This is a genomic window from Pseudomonas fungipugnans (genome assembly GCF_029955235.1).
GTDB classification, from domain to species: domain Bacteria; phylum Pseudomonadota; class Gammaproteobacteria; order Pseudomonadales; family Pseudomonadaceae; genus Aquipseudomonas; species Aquipseudomonas fungipugnans.
Genome location: NZ_JARBWL010000001.1, coordinates 1,794,060 through 1,811,180, shown reverse-complemented (window position 1 = coordinate 1,811,180; position 17,121 = coordinate 1,794,060). Strand labels below are relative to the sequence as shown.

General features: G+C 58.9%; 19 protein-coding genes. 9 read left to right on the top strand and 10 right to left on the bottom strand.

Going from position 1 to position 17,121, the window contains the following annotated elements:
- Window positions 1–23 precede the first annotated feature (23 nt).
- Window positions 24–1,232, top strand: coding sequence for an ammonium transporter (locus POF45_RS07060; RefSeq protein ID WP_259495414.1), 1,209 nt, complete (start codon window positions 24–26; stop codon window positions 1,230–1,232).
- On the opposite strand, the gene POF45_RS07055 is transcribed toward POF45_RS07060, so the two are convergent.
- Complete coding sequence (locus POF45_RS07055) at window positions 1,229–2,941, bottom strand: cation:proton antiporter (RefSeq protein WP_259495413.1); 1,713 nt, start codon at window positions 2,939–2,941, stop codon at window positions 1,229–1,231. The genes POF45_RS07060 and POF45_RS07055 overlap by 4 nt on opposite strands.
- Before the next feature lie 219 nt (window positions 2,942–3,160).
- Here POF45_RS07055 and POF45_RS07050 point away from each other — a divergent pair, with 219 nt between their 5' ends.
- The 3 genes from POF45_RS07050 to POF45_RS07040 all read left to right on the top strand — a co-directional run bounded on the left by POF45_RS07050 (window position 3,161) and on the right by POF45_RS07040 (window position 4,849).
- Window positions 3,161–3,397, top strand: a complete 237-nt coding sequence (locus POF45_RS07050; protein WP_259495411.1) for a glutaredoxin family protein — start codon at window positions 3,161–3,163, stop codon at window positions 3,395–3,397.
- A gap of 170 nt (window positions 3,398–3,567) precedes the next feature.
- Entirely contained in the window at window positions 3,568–3,888 is a 321-nt protein-coding gene (locus POF45_RS07045) for a transcriptional regulator (RefSeq protein ID WP_282315419.1), read from the top strand.
- Between the two features lie 70 nt (window positions 3,889–3,958).
- Window positions 3,959–4,849, top strand: coding sequence for a pseudouridine synthase (locus POF45_RS07040; protein ID WP_259495409.1), 891 nt, complete (start codon window positions 3,959–3,961; stop codon window positions 4,847–4,849).
- A gap of 85 nt (window positions 4,850–4,934) precedes the next feature.
- Here POF45_RS07040 and POF45_RS07035 read toward each other — a convergent pair whose 3' ends face one another.
- A complete protein-coding gene (locus POF45_RS07035; protein WP_259495408.1) occupies window positions 4,935–5,156 on the bottom strand; it encodes a YgdI/YgdR family lipoprotein in 222 nt (73 codons plus the stop codon).
- 76 nt (window positions 5,157–5,232) lie between these two features.
- On the bottom strand, window positions 5,233–5,835 hold the full coding sequence (gene mobA, locus POF45_RS07030; RefSeq protein WP_259495406.1) for a molybdenum cofactor guanylyltransferase MobA: 603 nt from the start codon (window positions 5,833–5,835) through the stop codon (window positions 5,233–5,235).
- A gap of 81 nt (window positions 5,836–5,916) precedes the next feature.
- Here mobA and moaB point away from each other — a divergent pair, with 81 nt between their 5' ends.
- Together moaB and POF45_RS07020 are read left to right on the top strand one after the other, a co-directional pair.
- Window positions 5,917–6,456 (top strand): molybdenum cofactor biosynthesis protein B, encoded by a 540-nt coding sequence (gene moaB, locus POF45_RS07025; RefSeq protein ID WP_259495404.1) that lies wholly within the window; start codon window positions 5,917–5,919, stop codon window positions 6,454–6,456.
- A complete protein-coding gene (locus POF45_RS07020) occupies window positions 6,440–7,666 on the top strand; it encodes a molybdopterin molybdotransferase MoeA (RefSeq protein ID WP_282315418.1) in 1,227 nt (408 codons plus the stop codon). Before moaB ends, POF45_RS07020 begins: the two co-directional genes overlap by 17 nt.
- A 65-nt stretch (window positions 7,667–7,731) precedes the next feature.
- Here the strand turns inward: POF45_RS07020 and POF45_RS07015 are convergent, their stop codons facing one another.
- Complete coding sequence (locus POF45_RS07015; RefSeq protein ID WP_282315417.1) at window positions 7,732–8,040, bottom strand: hypothetical protein; 309 nt, start codon at window positions 8,038–8,040, stop codon at window positions 7,732–7,734.
- Window positions 8,041–8,365: 325 nt separating this feature from the next.
- On the opposite strand from POF45_RS07015, the gene yegS reads away from it, so the two are divergent.
- Window positions 8,366–9,283 carry a lipid kinase YegS gene (gene yegS / locus POF45_RS07010; RefSeq protein WP_282315416.1) on the top strand — a complete coding sequence of 306 codons (918 nt, stop codon included), beginning with the start codon at window positions 8,366–8,368 and terminating at the stop codon, window positions 9,281–9,283.
- On the opposite strand, the gene POF45_RS07005 is transcribed toward yegS, so the two are convergent.
- The 3 genes from POF45_RS07005 to POF45_RS06995 all read right to left on the bottom strand — a co-directional run bounded on the left by POF45_RS07005 (window position 9,267) and on the right by POF45_RS06995 (window position 11,788).
- Entirely contained in the window at window positions 9,267–9,926 is a 660-nt protein-coding gene (locus POF45_RS07005; protein ID WP_259495399.1) for a response regulator, read from the bottom strand. The two genes, yegS and POF45_RS07005, sit on opposite strands and share 17 nt — an antisense overlap.
- Window positions 9,923–10,816 carry a sensor histidine kinase gene (locus POF45_RS07000; protein WP_282316013.1) on the bottom strand — a complete coding sequence of 298 codons (894 nt, stop codon included), beginning with the start codon at window positions 10,814–10,816 and terminating at the stop codon, window positions 9,923–9,925. Before POF45_RS07000 ends, POF45_RS07005 begins: the two co-directional genes overlap by 4 nt.
- A gap of 504 nt (window positions 10,817–11,320) precedes the next feature.
- Window positions 11,321–11,788 carry a hypothetical protein gene (locus tag POF45_RS06995; RefSeq protein ID WP_259495397.1) on the bottom strand — a complete coding sequence of 156 codons (468 nt, stop codon included), beginning with the start codon at window positions 11,786–11,788 and terminating at the stop codon, window positions 11,321–11,323.
- 444 nt (window positions 11,789–12,232) lie between these two features.
- On the opposite strand from POF45_RS06995, the gene POF45_RS06990 reads away from it, so the two are divergent.
- Together POF45_RS06990 and POF45_RS06985 are read left to right on the top strand one after the other, a co-directional pair.
- The gene (locus POF45_RS06990; protein ID WP_259495395.1) at window positions 12,233–13,168 is read left to right on the top strand and encodes a chemotaxis protein CheV; all 936 of its coding nucleotides are present in this window, start codon (window positions 12,233–12,235) and stop codon (window positions 13,166–13,168) included.
- 90 nt (window positions 13,169–13,258) lie between these two features.
- Window positions 13,259–14,065, top strand: coding sequence for an MOSC domain-containing protein (locus POF45_RS06985; RefSeq protein WP_259495393.1), 807 nt, complete (start codon window positions 13,259–13,261; stop codon window positions 14,063–14,065).
- A gap of 73 nt (window positions 14,066–14,138) precedes the next feature.
- Here POF45_RS06985 and ppnP read toward each other — a convergent pair whose 3' ends face one another.
- The 3 genes from ppnP to POF45_RS06970 form a co-directional block, all read right to left on the bottom strand.
- Complete coding sequence (gene ppnP, locus POF45_RS06980; RefSeq protein ID WP_259495391.1) at window positions 14,139–14,423, bottom strand: pyrimidine/purine nucleoside phosphorylase; 285 nt, start codon at window positions 14,421–14,423, stop codon at window positions 14,139–14,141.
- Between the two features lie 61 nt (window positions 14,424–14,484).
- A complete protein-coding gene (locus POF45_RS06975; protein ID WP_259495389.1) occupies window positions 14,485–15,027 on the bottom strand; it encodes a 3'-5' exonuclease in 543 nt (180 codons plus the stop codon).
- 58 nt (window positions 15,028–15,085) lie between these two features.
- Complete coding sequence (locus POF45_RS06970; protein ID WP_282315415.1) at window positions 15,086–17,047, bottom strand: acetyl/propionyl/methylcrotonyl-CoA carboxylase subunit alpha; 1,962 nt, start codon at window positions 17,045–17,047, stop codon at window positions 15,086–15,088.
- Between the last annotated feature and the right edge of the window lie 74 nt (window positions 17,048–17,121).

Here is a 17,121-nt window from a genome sequence, read left to right as displayed (position 1 = left end):
CAGCCTTCAGGTCTGCCAACTCCATGGAAAATCTGCAAAGCGCTGTGGACACTCTGGTCCATAGCTCCAACACGTTGTTCATTCTGATCGGCGCGGTCATGGTGCTGGCCATGCACGCCGGGTTTGCCTTTCTGGAAGTCGGTACGGTCAGGCAAAAAAACCAGGTTAATGCCTTGTCGAAGATCCTCAGTGACTTCGCCGTTTCGACATTGGCCTACTTCTTTATAGGCTACTGGATTTCCTATGGCGTGACTTTCATGCAACCGGCGGCGGTGCTCAGCGCTGATCACGGTTATGGTCTGGTCAAGTTCTTCTTTCTGCTGACCTTCGCGGCGGCGATTCCGGCGATTATTTCCGGTGGCATCGCCGAGCGTGCGCGCTTCGTCCCGCAGCTGTGTGCGACGGCGTTGATCGTGGCGTTCATTTATCCGTTTTTCGAGGGGATGATCTGGAACGGCAACTACGGTTTGCAAGCCTGGTTGCAGGAGCGCTTCGGTGCCAGTTTCCATGACTTCGCCGGCTCCGTCGTGGTTCACGCCATGGGTGGATGGCTGGCGCTGGCGGCGGTGCTGTTGCTTGGGCCACGTCAGGGGCGTTATCGCGATGGCCGATTGGTGGCGTTCGCGCCGTCGAGCATTCCGTTTCTCGCCTTGGGCTCGTGGATCCTGATCGTTGGCTGGTTCGGCTTCAACGTCATGAGTGCGCAAACGTTGCAGGGCGTCAGTGGGTTGGTTGCGGTCAACTCGCTGATGGCAATGGTCGGCGGCACCATGGCGGCACTGATTGTCGGGCGCAATGACCCCGGTTTTCTGCATAACGGCCCCTTGGCCGGTCTCGTGGCGATCTGCGCCGGCTCCGATCTGATGCACCCGGTGGGTGCCCTGGTGACCGGTGCGATTGCCGGGGCGTTGTTCGTCTGGTGCTTTACGGCGGCTCAGAGCAAATGGCGGATCGATGATGTACTGGGCGTCTGGCCCTTGCATGGTCTGTGTGGTGTGTGGGGCGGTGTTGCATGCGGCATCTTCGGTCAGGCCTCCCTGGGGGGGCTGGGCGGGGTCAGTCTGATCAGTCAACTGATCGGCACCACGCTGGGAGTGGTCGTGGCATTGGTCGGTGGCTTTGCCGTCTACGGTGCAATCAAGGCGTTTCATGGTCTGCGCCTGAGTCAGGAAGAAGAGTATTACGGCGCCGACCTGTCTGTGCACAAGATCGGCGCTGTCAGTCAGGACTAGTTTTCCTCGTCTTCGGCGCCAGGATAAAAGCCGTGCAGCATGCGATAGCGATCATGCCGGACCTGGTCCACCCGCTCCCGAACCTGGTGCGCGGGCAGGCCCAGCATGCTCAGCGCGCGGGAGGCGAGCATCAGGCTTGATTCCAGCAGTTCCGGCACGACCTCGCTGGCGCCCGCTGCCTTCAATTCGGCCCACTGGCTGTCGTCCCGGGTGCGCACCAGGATCGGCACGTTCGGATTGAAGCGGCGGGCTTCCTTGAGCACTTGCAGTGCAATGCTGGTCTGATCCACGGCGATTACCAGTAGCCGGGCACGCTCCAGGCCCACGGCAACCAGCAGTTCGCCGCGTCGTGAATCGCCATAGTGCACACAAGTCTCAGCGGTTGCCGCTTCCTGAACGCGTACCGGATCATTGTCCAGTGCAATATAGGGCTGTCGGGCGTTGCTTAGAAAGCGTCCGATGGACTGACCGACCCGACCGTAACCACAAATCACCACATGCTCCTGCAGCCCGGCATTGAGTGCGCTGATCTGTTCGAGTTTTGCTTCTTCGTTGGGTTTGCGATGCAAGCGTGCGGCGAAACGCGGCGCGGCGCGCAGCAGCAGGGGCGTGACCAGCATCGAACAGAACGTGGCGGCCAGCAGCAGGCGGCCGAGCTCGACGGGTATCAGGTTGTGTTGCTGCATCTGTGCCATCAAGGCAAAGCAGAACTCGCCACCCTGGGCCAGTGCCAGGCCGCTGCGCCAGGCGGTTTCACCGTCACTGCCGCGCCACTTGACCAGCAGCGCGACAACGCAGCCCTTGATCAGCATAAGGCTCAGCGTCAGGCCGAGGATAAGCAGCCCATGACTGGCAAACAGCTGTAGATCGATCAGCATGCCAATGCTGACGAAGAACAAGCCCAGCAGAATATCGCGGAACGGGCGGATATCGGCTTCGATCTGATGCCGGTAATGACTTTCCCCCAGCAGCATGCCGGCCAGAAAAGCGCCAAGGGCGGGGGAGAGGCCAAGCAGATGGGTCAGCCACGCGGTCAGCAGGACAATGACCAGTGCCAGCAGAACAAACAGTTCGGCAGAACGCGACGCGGCGACCTCATGAAACAGCCGTGGCAGCAACCATCGACTGGCCAGAAGCAGGCCAACGAACAGCACGACCGTCTTGCCCAGCGTCAATGGCAGCGCCCAGAACCAGGCCTGATCGCTGGTGCCGGCGAATACCGGTACCAGCGTCAACAGCAACACCGCCACCACGTCCTGGAACAGCAATACGCCGATCGCATTCTGGCCGTGGCTGCTGAAAATCTCTCCCAGACTGCTCAACTCCTTGCTGACAATGGCTGTGGAGGACAGTGCCAGACCGGCACCCAACAGCAGTGCCGAACTGGCTGACATGCCAAACATCAGCAGCACGGCGCCGAGCAAAGCGCCGGACGCCACCACCTGCAGGCTGCCGAGGCCAAAAACCACCTGGCGCAGGGCGAGCATCTTCGACAGCGAGAACTCCAGCCCCAGCGAAAAGAGCAGGAATACCACTCCCAATTCGGCAAGATCCGGCAGTTCTTCGCTGTCGTTGACCCAGTTCAGTGCCGTCGGTCCCACCATCAACCCCGCGCAGAGGTAGCCCAGCACCGGTGGTAGCCGCAGGCGTCGGAACAGCGCAATGACTACAAGAGAGGAGGCGAGGATGATCAGCAAGTTGGCAAACACAGAACACTCCGGTGACGGGCTTCAGGCAACTTCAGCGTAGAGGTAAAAAAGTCACGAGCATCGCCCAGACGTGATTGGGGGCCGATGATTTATGTCAGCCGTTTGCCGAAACGGTTTGAAATCGATGCTCGGTGTGACTCAAGCGGGCGACGAGCATCGGCTCGACGCCTTATGCTGGCGAGCCTAGAATGACCTTCTACTTTATCGGGTCTATGTGTCATGCCTCCTGAATGTCAGCTTTTCGGCACCCTGGGTTGCCATCTGTGTGAAGTCGCCGAAGAAGAACTGATGCCGTTGGTCGAGCACGGTTTGTTGGTCGAGCTGGTGGATATCGCCGACAGTGAGGCGCTGTTCGAAGCCTACGGCTTGCGTATTCCGGTACTGCGTCGGGTCGATACGGGTGCAGAGTTGAGCTGGCCCTTTGATGCAGAGCAGGTGGTCGCGTTTTTGCGCTGAGACGTCATGACAGCGGCAGACATTCCCATCTGTCGCACTTCCTGTTTCATTCGTTGGCGAAAGGCGGTTATTCGGTTACTGTATGTGCATACAGTTATCCGGATCACCCGCCCTGTCTCCCAAAGACGCCGAAGCCCGGCAGGTGATCCCGCAAGTCAGAGGGATGATCCGTGGTCAATGTCGAACAATTGAAGAACAGCGTGAACCGGATGTCAGCGGACGTAGTGAGCGAGGCTGTCCTCGAACTACGCCTCGACGGCTTGGTCACGGAAGGCAAGACCCCCTTCAACAAGCTGCATTTCAACACCTGTTTTGCCGAAATCGAGGCCTTGTTCCAGCGCGCGGGTTATCACCGGCCACTGGATGTCGTGGGCTATCAGGGTTTGCTGTACGCCTTGTATGACCCGAGCCGCTGGGAGGCGGTGGATGTGTTGCGCTGGCTCAAGGAATTTACCGACGCCGCCGCACGGCCGCAGTCGATACCGGCTTGAGATTCTCTTGTAGGCTCGATCCGCTCACTGCTGGATAATGCCGCCCTGCATTGAGGGTTAGAGTTTTCGTATGTCCACGTCATCGTTTTCTGCTGCACACAGTCAGGCCAGCACGCTCTACCTGCCGCCAGGGCGGTGGCAAACGGTGCTTGACTGCCTGTGCGAGCATTTCAGCGCTATCGGCCGCGAGCAGTGGCTTGACCGGATCGCCCGCGGCCGTGTCCTGGATGGACAGGGTCAGCCAATAGCCGTCGACCTGGCCTACAAGGAAGGTCTGCGGATTCACTATTTCCGTGAGGTGCCGGACGAAAAGCCGATCCCGGTGATCGAATCGATCCTGTATGCCGACGAACATCTGGTGGTTGCTGATAAACCGCATTTTCTACCCGTGACACCCGCCGGGGAGTATGTGGAGCAAACCTTGTTGCGGCGGTTGATTCGCCGACTGGATAACCCGCATCTGGTGCCCCTGCACCGTATTGACCGGCATACCGCAGGGCTGGTGCTGTTTTCGGCGAATCCCGAAAGTCGTTCGGCGTACCAGACACTGTTTCCTACGCGAAAAATTGAAAAGCGCTACGAGGCCATCGCCCCGGCGTTGCCGGAACTGACTTTCCCGTTGGTGCATAAAAGCCGGTTGGTCGAGGGCGAGCCGTTCTTTCGTATGCAGGAAGGGACGGGTGTCAGCAATACCGAGACGGCCATGGACGTGCGGGAAAAGAACGGTGAGCTCTGGCGTTACGGGCTCTACCCGGTGACGGGCAAGAAGCACCAGTTGCGGGTACACATGAGCGCCCTGGGTGCTGCTATCTGCAACGACCCGTTCTACCCGCAGGTGCTCAAGGATCCCGTTGACGACTACGCCAATCCGCTGAAACTTCTGGCTCAGGGGCTACGATTTGTGGATCCGGTGACAGGGCAAGAGCGCACATTCGAAAGCACCCTTACGCTGCAGTGGTAATTGGTCGCGGCTGCCGCGTACTTTTCTCCAGTCATGAAAAAGCCCGCTTATGCGGGCTTTTTCATATCCGGTGTCGCCGCAAAGATTACAACTCTTTAACGGTACGAACCTGATCCTTGTTGATGCGGGTTTCCTTGCCATCGAGCTGTTTGAATTCGTAGAAACCCGAATCCGAATCAAATTTAGGCGTGTCGACGGCCTGGATTTCGCGACCGTCATTCAACGTGATCACTGTTGGCGATGCGCAACCGGCGAGGGTGGCAAGGCCCAGAGCGAGCATGAAAGTGGCGAGGGTCCGTTGAGTCATGTGTGTGTCTCCGAATATGAATTCTTTTGGTTACTGAGCTTGAGACGTTTACAGCGTGCGCAAGTTCCTTCTTCGGTCAGTCTGACACAGTGTTAGGCGTACTTAACAGTTCCGGCGTATTGAGATTGGCCAGACGAGGATCGTTTTCCGGGCATTGCAGGGCCGTGGCACCGAGCTGGCGCATGATGCGGCCCGGGCTTCGTTCCCCTTCGTTCCAGGCTTTTTCGAATTCGCCGGACAGCGCCACGGGAATGATGCAGAGCAGCGGTTCCCAATGTTCACCGTGGCGCAGCATCAGCGGTTTGTCCGGATGCTGGCTGGCGGTCTCCCGCATATCGTGGAGCAGGGCAGCGTCGATGCGCGGTACATCACAAGGCAACACCAGCAAATGAGTATGGCGGGCTGCGTTGAGGCCTGCCCGGATACCGGCAAGCGGCCCCGGAAAACCGATTTCGTCATCGCCGACCAATTGGTCGGCGAAGGGCGTATAGGCCAGTTGGTTTCTGTTGCAGGAGATGATCAGGTCATCACTCAACGCGCGCGTCTTGCGGTGCAAATGCGCAATCAGCGGTTCGCCGTGCCATTGCAGCAGGCCCTTGTCCTGGCCGCCCATCCGCTGACCGCGCCCACCTGCCAACAGCAGGATGGAGCAGGGTGGCAGAGGTGTATTCAACGTCATGGCAGCTCTCCATGGGGGCGGCAAAAAAATGAGGCGCTGTGATATAACACCGGGCTGTTTCCCCTACAACTGGACGAGCCTATGAAAGCCAAGGCTGATGTACCTTTCGCACCGCTCAACATCGCGGTGTTGACCGTTAGCGACACCCGTACCCTGCAAACCGATACCTCAGGCCAGGTCTTCGTTGACCGCCTGAGCGCTGCCGGCCATAACCTGGCTGCCCGGGTATTGCTTAAAGATGACTTGTACAAAATTCGCGCGCAAGTTGCTACCTGGATTGCTGATGATGTGGTGCAGGTGGTGCTGATCACCGGCGGCACCGGTTTCACCGGACGCGACAGTACGCCGGAGGCCGTGAGCTGCCTGCTGGACAAGCAAGTCGATGGTTTTGGCGAGTTGTTCCGGCAGATTTCGGTGGCGGATATCGGCACATCGACCGTGCAGTCCCGTGCTTTGGCCGGCTTGGCCAATGGCACGCTGGTGTGCTGTTTACCGGGGTCGACCAACGCAGTGCGCACTGGCTGGGACGGTATTCTCGCCGAACAGCTGGATTCACGGCATCGTCCCTGCAACTTTGTTGCTCATTTGAAACAGGCGGCACCCTGTGAATCGCGCGGGTAAACCAGGTAAAACAGGCAGTTTGATGCCTGTCGAGGAAGCGCTGGCGCGATTGCTGGCCATGGCCGAGGCCTCGCCGATCCGTGAGCGTGAACGTCTGTCGTTGGCGCACGCCGAAGGGCGGGTATTGGCTGACGATCTGATCTCGACGCTGGATCTGCCACCCTGGCCCAACAGTGCCATGGACGGGTATGCGCTGCGCTTGTCCGACTGGACTGGCGAGCCGATGGTGGTCAGCCAGAAGATTTTTGCCGGCCAGGCACCGCTGCCCTTGCAACCCGGTACCTGCGCACGGATTTTTACTGGCGCGCCCGTGCCGGCGGGTGCCGACTGTGTCGAGATGCAGGAAAACGCCGAGATTCAGGCGGATGAGCGCATACATTTCACTGAGACCCTGCAGCCTGGCCAAAACATTCGCCCACAGGGCCAGGAAACCACTGTCGGTGAGTTGGTCCTGCGCGCCGGTACGCGCCTGGGCCCTATCGAACAGGGCTTGGCTGCCTCCCTGGGGTGTGCTGAGCTGGAGGTGGTACGCAGGGTTCGCGTAGCCGTCCTGTCCACGGGGGACGAACTGGTCGAACCCGGCCAGGCCCTGGGACCTGGGCAAATCTACAACAGTAATCGTGTGTTGCTGTGCAGCTGGTTGCAGCGCCTGGGTTGTGAAGTGATTGATGCGGGCATCCTCGCAGATGATCTGGCCACTACCCGGACCCGGTTGGGAGAGCTGAAGGATGTCGACCTGATCTTGTCCACGGGCGGTGTCTCTGTAGGCGAAGCGGATTTTCTCGGCATCGCCTTGCGCGAGGAGGGTGAGCTGGCGCTGTGGAAGCTTGCCATCAAACCCGGAAAACCTCTGACGTTCGGGCATTTTCGCGGAGTGCCGGTCATTGGTTTACCGGGTAATCCGGCTTCGACTCTGGTGACCTTCGCCTTGCTGGCTCGCCCTTATCTGCTGCGACGCCAGGGGGTGAAAGACGTCGCGCCGCTGAAGTTTCAGGTGCCAGCGGGTTTTGTCTGGCCCAAGGCCGGCAATCGGCGGGAGTACTTGCGGGGTCGTCTGGAAAACGGTCGGGCAACGATCTACAGGAATCAGAGTTCCGGCGTTCTGCGCAGTGCGGCATGGGCTGAGGGGCTGGTGGAAGTGCTGGAAGATCGAACGCTGGTTGAGGGCGACTACGTCGATTTTATCCCTCTGAGCGAAGTCCTGGGCTGATGCCTTTCATGGCGCGATAACGCAAGCCCGGTCGGTTGGCCGGAGCTTGCGTCAACGGCTCCCGCTCAATGTGCCAACAATGACACTAGCTGATCGAATCGGCTATTGGCGACCCACCCCAGAAGCCCGAGGATCACGGCTGTTGCACCTGTCGAGTAAGCGAGACGGTGCTTGATGGATTTGACGTCCCCACGCACCTCTTCCATATCGCGTCGAATGTATTTGAGGTGGGTTTCCAGTTCAACGACACGAGGTTCCATATCAACTTCTCCGGTAGGTTTGGCACCGCTTTTTAACTCGGCCTGTTGATGGGTACTGCTTTTTGCGACGCGGGCACCAGAACCAAGTGGCATTCGAATGTCATGGCTATGCATGGCTTGATCCGCCCCTTGTTTCAATGCCGCCCTTGTTGCCGCAGCCTTTGTTGATTGCGTTTTTCACGAGCCTTGAAACGTTCCTGTTCATTGCGCTCACATCCCTGTGCAGTTGGTTGGCTGACGATCGATACCGCCGACGCCCAAGGTGTACTAATCACCTGGACCGGTCAATTAAGCCGATTCATCACGACTCGTAAGAAAATATCCCACGCTGTAGGACCAACTCCGCCGGGCTGTTAATTTTTTCAAACCCAGCCGACTTTTTGCCGTGCTCCTGAGGTCAACATCTCCCAAATGGATTCCAAATTCGGGAGTGATACCAATGAGTGAGCGCAAGGCGCTGTTGATTCTGCATGGCAAGCAGGCACTCAACGAGGACGTTCGGTTGGCTGTTGAGGGCAAGCGGCGACAGGGCTGGGATCTGGCCGTTCGATTGACCTGGGAGGCCGGCGATGCCCTGCGGCTGGTAAAGGAAGCGGTGGGGATGGGGTACAGGCAACTGATTGCCGGTGGTGGCGATGGCACGTTGCGAGATATTGCCGAGGCCATGGCGTCGGAATTTTCCGACATCAGCCTGGTGCTGATGCCACTGGGAACTGCCAACGATTTTGCTCGTGCGGCGGGCGTGCCTCTGGATCCCGCACAGGCGCTGGAACTGCTCGACAGCCCCTCAAGCCTTATCGATCTGGGTGAGGTCGGCGGGCAGATTTTTTTGAATATGGCCACTGGCGGATTTGGCAGTCAGGTCACGGCCAACACCTCGGAAGATCTGAAAAAGATTCTGGGTGGCGCGGCGTACCTGTTTACCGGGCTATCGCGTTTCAGTGAGTTGCATGCAGCCTATGGCGAATTGCAGGGGCCGGACTTTCATTGGCGTGGCGAGCTGCTGGCGCTGGGTATCGGCAACGGACGACAGGCCGGTGGCGGCCATGTCTTGTGCCCGCAAGCTCTGGCTGATGACGGGTTGCTGGATATCAGTATCCTGCCAGCACCCCAGGAGCTGGTAGGTACGTTGAAAACCCTGTTGGCGGACGGCTTTGGTATCGACAACATGTTTGTGCGGGCGCGTTTGCCATGGATAGAAATCAAGGCTTCGGAAGGCCTTTACATCAATCTCGATGGCGAGCCGCTGGAAGGCAATAACCTGCGATTTTCCGCACGTGCGAAGGCATTGCGGGTGCATTTGCCGCCTGACTCGCCACTCTTGGGTTCGACGACTGCGATCAATCGTCCAGGCTGATGATTTGTTCGCGCACGGCGAACAGCACCAGGCCTGCTACATCGTAGATCTGCAGGCGCTTCATGATCTGCGAGCGATGAGTTTCGACCGTCTTGATGCTCAGGCCCAGGCCGTTGGCGATTTCCCGGGTGGATTTGCCACGCACTATCAATCGCAGGATCTCCAGCTGGCGTGCTGTCAGGTTGTGGGTGTCTGTCAGCTCAGGCAGGTTTTTCTGTGTCCGTGTCAGCGCCTGATTGATGACTGTATGGGCGATGGCCGGGCTCAGGTAGCGCTCGTTGTTGCGCAGGGCGTCGAGGGCATGTTCCAGCTCCGTGGCCGTAGTGTCCTTGAGCAGGTAGCCATGGGCGCCGGACTCCAGAGCCTGCATGATCAGCGCCGGGTCGGTGTGCATCGACAGGATCAGCACCTTGCTCTGCGGGCGAACGCGCTTGAGTCGCTGCAACGCTTCAAGGCCACCGGTTTCCTTCATGGAAATGTCCAGCAACACGATGTCCGGCACCAGTTGCTCGACCATCTCCAGCAGTTGCGAACCATCATTGGCCTCACCAATGACGGCATAACCTGGGATATCCAGCACCAGAGCGCGCACGCCAGCCCTGATAAGCGAGTGGTCATCCACTAGAAGTAAGTTACAAGTCAACGCATAACCTTATTCGTACTGGCCCGCTCAAGCGCACGGGGCGCCCAGGGGAAGAGTGCTTCGATTTGAGTGCCTTTGCCCGGTTCGCTGGTCACCGTCAAGGTCCCGCCCAATTGTTCGATACGTTCCGCCATGCCGGCCATTCCCCGCTGTCCTTCACGGCCTGGATTGGCGGCCGGGGCAAAGCCCTGGCCGTCATCGCTGATCAACAGCGTCAAGCCTTGAGGCAGGCGTTGCAGGCGCACCAGCAGGTTTCGGGCCTGGGCGTGACGCAAGATATTAGTAACCGCTTCCTGAGTAATCCGGAAGGCCGCCACGGCCATTTCCTCGGCAATGCCAGTCAAGCGCTGATGACATTCCAGGCTCCAGTGCACCGGTGTATTGGCCAGCGTCTTGAGAAGGTGCGCGCGCAGGCTCGCCTCAAGGCCAAGACTGGCCAGTTGCCTGGGATTGAGAATGGCCGATACATCGCGAACCTTGGCCAGGGTTTCATCCAGCGTTTCACTGAGTGTCGAACACTGGTCTTGCAGTTCTTCGGGCAGTCGACGCTTGAGCCATTCGCTTTGCAGTTTTGCCGCCGTCAGCAATTGGCCAATGTCGTCGTGTAATTCACGACTGAGCCGATGACGCTCATTTTCCTGTACTTCCAGCAGTCGGTCGGCCAGTTCCTGAGGCTGGAACTTTATCGATTTGCGCGAGAGGCGATGCCCCACCCAGACGCAGGTCAATGCTGCAATATTAAGCAGCAGCAGGCTCATTGGCAGATCGGTGGACAGGCTGTAGACCAACAGGCAGCCCAGCGTCGAGCAGGTACACAGCAGGAGTGTGAACCGGCGTGCGTTTTTTCGGGAGGGTGGCCACTTGATGATGGACTTGAGGCTGGCGTACATAGCGGATGGAGCCAATGGATGTTCGCTGCGGGTAGCGCCGTCATGCTGGTTGACGGGGCTCTGTCTGAAAACGCTACGGTGTGAATCGTCAACCGCAACGGGTGAATCCAGTGGCACAAATCCGGCTTGCAAGTTGAATGAGCCTGTCTCGTCTGAAATCACTTTGCCATTAATTGAGTCAACTAACGCCGCGCATAATACCACTTAAGGTACCGTTGGTCGCGTTTGGTATATATGTCCGCACGGTCAGGAATCAGGACTTTCTGGACGTTGGTTCCACAATGGAAAAGTTGCGTTATTTGTCACTGAAAGATATCGATACGCCGATCTTGCTTTTTTATAGTCAGGCATTACCTGAGATCTAAACAGATAATCCTGGTAGGGGCGTAATAACTATTTGTCGTTAACAGGTATGAGACATACGTTTTACGACATGGACTCTCAAGTTATCGATCGGGAGCAAGGCAATCAAAGCGGCCGGCGCCACCTGACCGGCTGAAGCGCTCAAGCCTGCCGTTCAGAGAAGGCGGCGAGGGCGAGGGGGGCGCAGCGGGCGAGCGGCTGAAACTGACTGTATCCGACTTGAAAAGCCAGTGCTTCGATGAGCGAAATCTGCTCGCTGTCATCCAGGTTCAACTGACCGGTTTTCGGGTCGATAAGCTCCATTTGCCAGGCGATCAGGGTCAAACAGTCTTTCAGCGCGCAAAGGGCTTCATGGTTCAGTGTCATGCCCAATTGAGCGTGGTTCAACAAGGCATGAATCTGCCGCGAAAACTCCGATACCGCTGCGAGTCCGAGGATATCGGCCTTGCTCGCCAGTTTGAGCAAGGTGCTGAGCAGGCAGTCGACGGCGTCCTGGTCATTGCGGATCAACTGCAGATGGCTCAGGCACTCTTCGGATTTGGCCAGGAGTGTCTCAGCCTCGACGAGGAATTCGGGTAGCCGTTTAGCCCACTCTTTATGGTTCGGCATGCTTATCTCCACAACGTCATGTCTGATGAGGGAATGTCGTGTGTATCGACGATCGGGAGTCGTCGTGAGATCGCGCTCCACCAGGCCTGGGCACAGGCAGCGGAACTCGAGAGGGTGGATGGCCACTGACCTGCGATCGCACACAAAAGCCTGACTCCGTTCATGCAATGAGAATGGCGTCACATTAATGGCTATTGGATATCGCGAATATCAGGTTGCGCCTGATGTTTCCTAGGGGAATCCCTTACACAGGGGAACCTAACGTGCAAACCGGGGTCGCGCCGCAGGGGATGGAAGCAGAAGAAATCTGCGGCGCCAGTAAAGCATGATGTTAATGTGACATCAATGCCTGGCTGCGGGATTTTATCCGGGGGTCAAGGTCCGGCAATAACAGCCGATAACTCTCTTTAGTGAATTCAACAGAAAAAAGCCCAGGAGTCATTAATGGCCGGCATTCTCGACACGGTAGACCAACGCACGCAACTGGTGGGTGAGAATCGCCTGGAAATTCTCATGTTTCGACTGGCTGGACGGCAACTGTTTGCGATCAACGTCTTCAAGGTTCAGGAAGTATTGCAACTGCCAAAACTGACGCTGATGCCGCAGCGCCATCCGTTTGTTTGCGGTGTGGTCAACCTGCGTGGCCAGACCCTGCCGGTCATCGATCTTTCCCAGGCCATCGGCATGCGTCCCTTGGTGCCGAGCCCGACCAGCACCATCATCGTGACTGAATACAACCGTTCTGTTCAGGCGTTTCTGGTCGGTGGCGTGGACCGCATCGTCAACATGAACTGGGAAGCCATCCTGCCACCCCCCACCAGCGCCGGCCGCCAGCATTACCTGACCGCGATCAGCAAGGTCGATGACCAGTTGGTGGAAATCATCGATGTGGAAAAAGTACTGGCCGAAATCGTGCCGTACAACGCCAAGGTGTCCCGCGAAAAACTTGAAGATCCGGTGCTGGAACGCGCCCGTGGCCGTGAAGTGCTGCTGGTGGACGACTCCAACGTCGCGCTGTCGCAACTGCGCGACACCCTCGGTCAGTTGGGCGTGAAAATGCACATCGCCAGCGACGGTCTCAAAGCCCTGAACATGCTCAAGGCCTGGGCCGATACCGGCGTGAACATGACCGACAAGCTGCTGATGATCTTCACCGACGCCGAGATGCCGGAAATGGACGGCTATCGCCTGACGACCGAAATCCGAAACGACCCGCGTCTGCGCGGTCTGTATGTGGTCCTGCATACATCGTTGTCCGGCAGTTTCAACGACTCGATGGTCAAGAAGGTCGGCTGCGACAACTTCCTCTCCAAGTTCCAGCCGGACAAACTTGTCGATGTGGTACGTCAGCGCCTGATGCTTGACGAAGTGCCTGCCTGATTGCCCGGCCAAAGGCTGGCATGACGTCGGCCTTTGATTCGGCGATCAAGCTCGTATAGGGTGGCGCTTTTACCCTCCAGGGAGCAGGCCATGCTGCGTCTGAGCGCGCTTTATCGTTATCCGCTGAAATCCGGCAAGGGTGAAACCCTGAACCAGGCCAGCCTCGACAAGCTGGGGCTGGTGGGTGACCGACGCTGGATGCTGGTGGACGAAGCCAGCGGGCGCTTTCTGACGCAGCGGGCGGTGGCTCAGATGAGCCAGCTCTCGGCGCTGTGGAATGCCGAAGGTGGCCTGACCCTCAACGGCCCAGGCCATGCGCCGATTGAAATTGCCTTGCCCGGCCGTGAAGCAGAACTGCGTGGCGTGACCATCTGGCGCGACACCCTGCGCGTGCCCGACGCCGGCGATGAGGCGGCGGCCTGGGTCAGTGCATTCATTGGCAAGCCTACACGCCTGGTGCAAGTGCCGCTGGAGCGTGCGCGCACCACCGAAGCCGGTTATGGCAAAGATGATGATCAAGTGGCTTTCGCCGATGGATATCCGCTGTTGCTGATTGGCCAGGCCTCTCTGCAAGACTTGGCGCAACGGGTCGGCCGCCCGTTGGAGATGCTGCGTTTTCGGCCCAATCTGGTGATCGAAGGCAGTGAAGCCTTTGCCGAAGATGGCTGGAAGCGCATTCGCATCGGCGATGTCGAATTTCGCGTGGTCAAGTCGTGTTCGCGTTGCATCCTGACCACCATCGATCCGCAGACCGGCGAGCGCAGCGACGACCGCGAACCACTGGCCACGCTGCAGAAGTACCGTGCTCAGGCGGACGGCGCGATGTTCGGCCAGAACCTGGTCAACGATGGCAATGGCCGACTGGAAGTCGGCATGCCGGTGACGATTCTCGAATAAATGCCCTGCCAACAAAAAATGCCCGCGTTCCGAGGAACGCGGGCATTTTTTTTGTCCGGTGCAACCCGCAGGTTCAGCCGCGGTATTCGCACAGGTAAGCAGTGTCGACGGCCACTTTCAGCTGGAACTTGCTGTTGGCGGGCACGTTGAACTGGCTGCCGGCGGCGAAGGTTTCCCACTCGCTGCTGTCTGGCAGCTTGACGGTCAGGGCACCGGTCACCACGTGCATGATTTCACGCTGGCTGGTGCCGAATTCGTATTCGCCCGCAGCCATGACGCCGATGGTCGCCGGACCTTCAGCGGTGCCAAAGGCGATCGACTTGACGGTGCCGTCGAAGTACTCGTTGACTTTAAACATGGGCGATTCCTCGAAAAGGGCTAAAAATGGCCAGTCAGTATGCACAAGGCCTTTTATGCCGTCACCTGTCTAGAACCAGCGGCAATAACCGCGCGGTATTGCGTGCATCCTCCAGCGCCCGGTGCTGCTGGCCATTGAACTGCAACCCTGCCAGTTGCAGCGCGCCATTAAGCCCCAGGGGGCGTTCGAGTCGCCGGGCCTTGGCAAAGCGCTGCTTGAGGTTCATGTGCGGCACCTGGCTCAGGAAACTCTCCAGTTGCTGGCCCTGCCATTCCTGAAGCAATTGCTTGCGGTCGTAATCACCCCAACTGGCCCAGCCTTCCAGGCGCGAGTGATGCTGGGCGAGCCAGCGTTCGAACAGCGGCCAGACCTCGACAAGCGACTGTGCACTGTCGATGTTGGCCTGGGAGATGTGGGTCAGTGCCCGGCAAAATGGGGTCAGCAGCGGACGCCGCGAGGGGCGCACGAAACGCTGGAAGTGATCCAGTTCTCGCCCCGTGCGGTCCACCAGCGTGGCGCCAATTTCGATGATTTCCATTTCCGTGACCGGCCAGCCGCCCTCATCGGTGGTGGCTTCCAGATCAATGACCAGCCAGTGAGGCATTAAAGGGTTCCCGATATCCGCGCCTTGATAGGGCTTGAGCGTAGCCAAATCCGACGGATTATTCGACCTCCAGCAAAATCTGCCGGTTTTTCACCTGATCGCCCACCCGAACCTGCAAGCGCTTGAGTACGCCATCGATGCCGGCCTTGAGCGGATGCTCCATTTTCATCGCCTCCAGCACCACCAGCAGTTGGCCTTTGCTGACCACGCTCCCCTCGCTGACCAGCACATCGACAATCGCCCCGTCCATCGGCGCCTTGAGTGTGCCGCTGCTGACGCTGGCCTGAGTACTGACCGGCAGCTGCGTACGGTCCACCAGATGCAGACTGCCGGGACGGGTGAACAGCCAGAGATGTGTGGCGTCCAGACGATAGGCGTGGCGCTGGCGAATGCCGTCGATTTGCACCGTGATCTGGCAGTGATCGAAATGGATCACTTGTAAAGCCAGCGTTCGCTCGCCGACCTGAACTTGCCACGGCTCACCCGCAACGGCATTCAATGTCACCGTCCAATCCTGATCCCCCAGGCCAATACGATAGTGCAGCGGCACACTGGCATTGTTACGCCAGCCGGATAACGGTGTCGCATGCGCGCGGGCCGACGCCTGATAGAACAGCGCAGCGGCAATCGCCAGCGCTTCGACGCTCGGCACTTGTGCCAGCAGACAAGGGTGATCGGCGAAATACCCGGCAATGAAACCGGTACTGAACGTGCCACTGATGAATTGCGGGTGTTCGAGCAGGCTGGCAAGCAGGCGCTGATTGCTCTGCACGCCCAGCAACACGCTGTCCTGTACCGCCCGCAGTAATTTGCGCCGAGCCTCTTCGCGGGTAGCGCCGTGGGCGATGATTTTGCCGAGCATCGGGTCGTAGAAAGGACTGATGTTCTGGCCTTCGATCAGGCCATGGTCAATTCGCATGCCGTTTTGCAATGCCGGCTCCCACGCGCAGATACGGCCGGTTTGCGGGAGAAATGCCTGGGCCGGATCTTCGGCATACAAGCGCACTTCGATCGCATGCCCGGTGAGCTGCACCTGTTCTTGTCGCAGCGGCAGCGGCAGACCTTCGGCGACGAGCAGTTGCCAGGCCACCAGATCGAGGCCGGTGATCAGTTCGGTCACCGGGTGTTCCACTTGCAGCCGGGTATTCATCTCCAGAAAGTAGAACTGCCCGTCGGCATCCAGCAGAAACTCCACGGTGCCGGCGCCGACATAATTCACCGCTCGCCCGGCCTTGAGCGCCGCGTCGCCCATGGCTTGGCGCAACTGGGCGGTCATGACCGGGCAGGGCGCTTCCTCAATGACTTTCTGATGCCGGCGCTGGATCGAACAATCTCGCTCGCCGAGGTAGATCAGATTGCCTTGCTGATCACCAAACAACTGCACCTCGACGTGACGCGGATCAATCAGCGCCTGTTCAAGAATCAGTTCGTCGCAGCCAAAGCCGTGCAACGCTTCGGAGCGGGCGGTGCGCAGTTGCTCGTGCAACTCGTCGGCGTTCTGCACCAGACGCATGCCACGACCACCGCCACCGGCACTGGCCTTGATCATCAGTGGGTAGCCGATGCGTTCGGCTTCGCGACGGAGGGTGGCGTCATCCTGCTCGACGCCTTCGTAGCCCTTGATGCACGGCACACCGGCTTTGATCATGGCGATTTTCGACAGGCGTTTACTGCCCATCAGCTCGATGGCTTCGGGGCTGGGGCCGATGAACGTGATGCCGGCGTTCTGGCAGGCGAGGGCGAATTCGGCGTTTTCCGAGAGGAACCCGTAGCCGGGGTGAATCGCGTCGGCGCCAGTGCGGCGGGCGGCGTCGATGATGGCCAGGATGTTCAGGTAAGACTGCTGCACCGGAGCCGGGCCGATGTTGACGGCTTCGTCGGCCATTTGAACGTGCAGCGCATCGGCGTCGGCGTCGCTGAAGACGGCGACGGTGCGATAGCCCAGGGACTGGGCGGTGCGCTGGATGCGGCAGGCGATTTCACCGCGGTTGGCGATGAGGATTTTTTTGAGTGTGGGCATGCTGGGTTTTCCTTGGATATTGCGGTGCATGTCAGGGCCTCTTCGTCGGAACGCCGCCCGGAGCCAGCCCGCTC

What these genes read in the sequence shown, in the direction of transcription:
- POF45_RS07015 (WP_282315417.1), bottom strand. Translation starts at nt 8,040, where the DNA reads ATGCATAGCCATGACATTCGAATGCCACTTGGTTCTGGTGCCCGCGTC.
- mobA (WP_259495406.1), bottom strand. Translation starts at nt 5,835, where the DNA reads ATGACGTTGAATACACCTCTGCCACCCTGCTCCATCCTGCTGTTGGCA.
- POF45_RS06990 (WP_259495395.1), top strand. Translation starts at nt 12,233, where the DNA reads ATGGCCGGCATTCTCGACACGGTAGACCAACGCACGCAACTGGTGGGT.
- POF45_RS07060 (WP_259495414.1), top strand. Translation starts at nt 24, where the DNA reads ATGGAAAATCTGCAAAGCGCTGTGGACACTCTGGTCCATAGCTCCAAC.
- POF45_RS06970 (WP_282315415.1), bottom strand. Translation starts at nt 17,047, where the DNA reads ATGCCCACACTCAAAAAAATCCTCATCGCCAACCGCGGTGAAATCGCC.
- POF45_RS07000 (WP_282316013.1), bottom strand. Translation starts at nt 10,816, where the DNA reads ATGTACGCCAGCCTCAAGTCCATCATCAAGTGGCCACCCTCCCGAAAA.
- ppnP (WP_259495391.1), bottom strand. Translation starts at nt 14,423, where the DNA reads ATGTTTAAAGTCAACGAGTACTTCGACGGCACCGTCAAGTCGATCGCC.
- POF45_RS06975 (WP_259495389.1), bottom strand. Translation starts at nt 15,027, where the DNA reads ATGCCTCACTGGCTGGTCATTGATCTGGAAGCCACCACCGATGAGGGC.
- POF45_RS07040 (WP_259495409.1), top strand. Translation starts at nt 3,959, where the DNA reads ATGTCCACGTCATCGTTTTCTGCTGCACACAGTCAGGCCAGCACGCTC.
- POF45_RS07035 (WP_259495408.1), bottom strand. Translation starts at nt 5,156, where the DNA reads ATGACTCAACGGACCCTCGCCACTTTCATGCTCGCTCTGGGCCTTGCC.
- POF45_RS07050 (WP_259495411.1), top strand. Translation starts at nt 3,161, where the DNA reads ATGCCTCCTGAATGTCAGCTTTTCGGCACCCTGGGTTGCCATCTGTGT.
- yegS (WP_282315416.1), top strand. Translation starts at nt 8,366, where the DNA reads ATGAGTGAGCGCAAGGCGCTGTTGATTCTGCATGGCAAGCAGGCACTC.
- POF45_RS06985 (WP_259495393.1), top strand. Translation starts at nt 13,259, where the DNA reads ATGCTGCGTCTGAGCGCGCTTTATCGTTATCCGCTGAAATCCGGCAAG.
- POF45_RS06995 (WP_259495397.1), bottom strand. Translation starts at nt 11,788, where the DNA reads ATGCCGAACCATAAAGAGTGGGCTAAACGGCTACCCGAATTCCTCGTC.
- moaB (WP_259495404.1), top strand. Translation starts at nt 5,917, where the DNA reads ATGAAAGCCAAGGCTGATGTACCTTTCGCACCGCTCAACATCGCGGTG.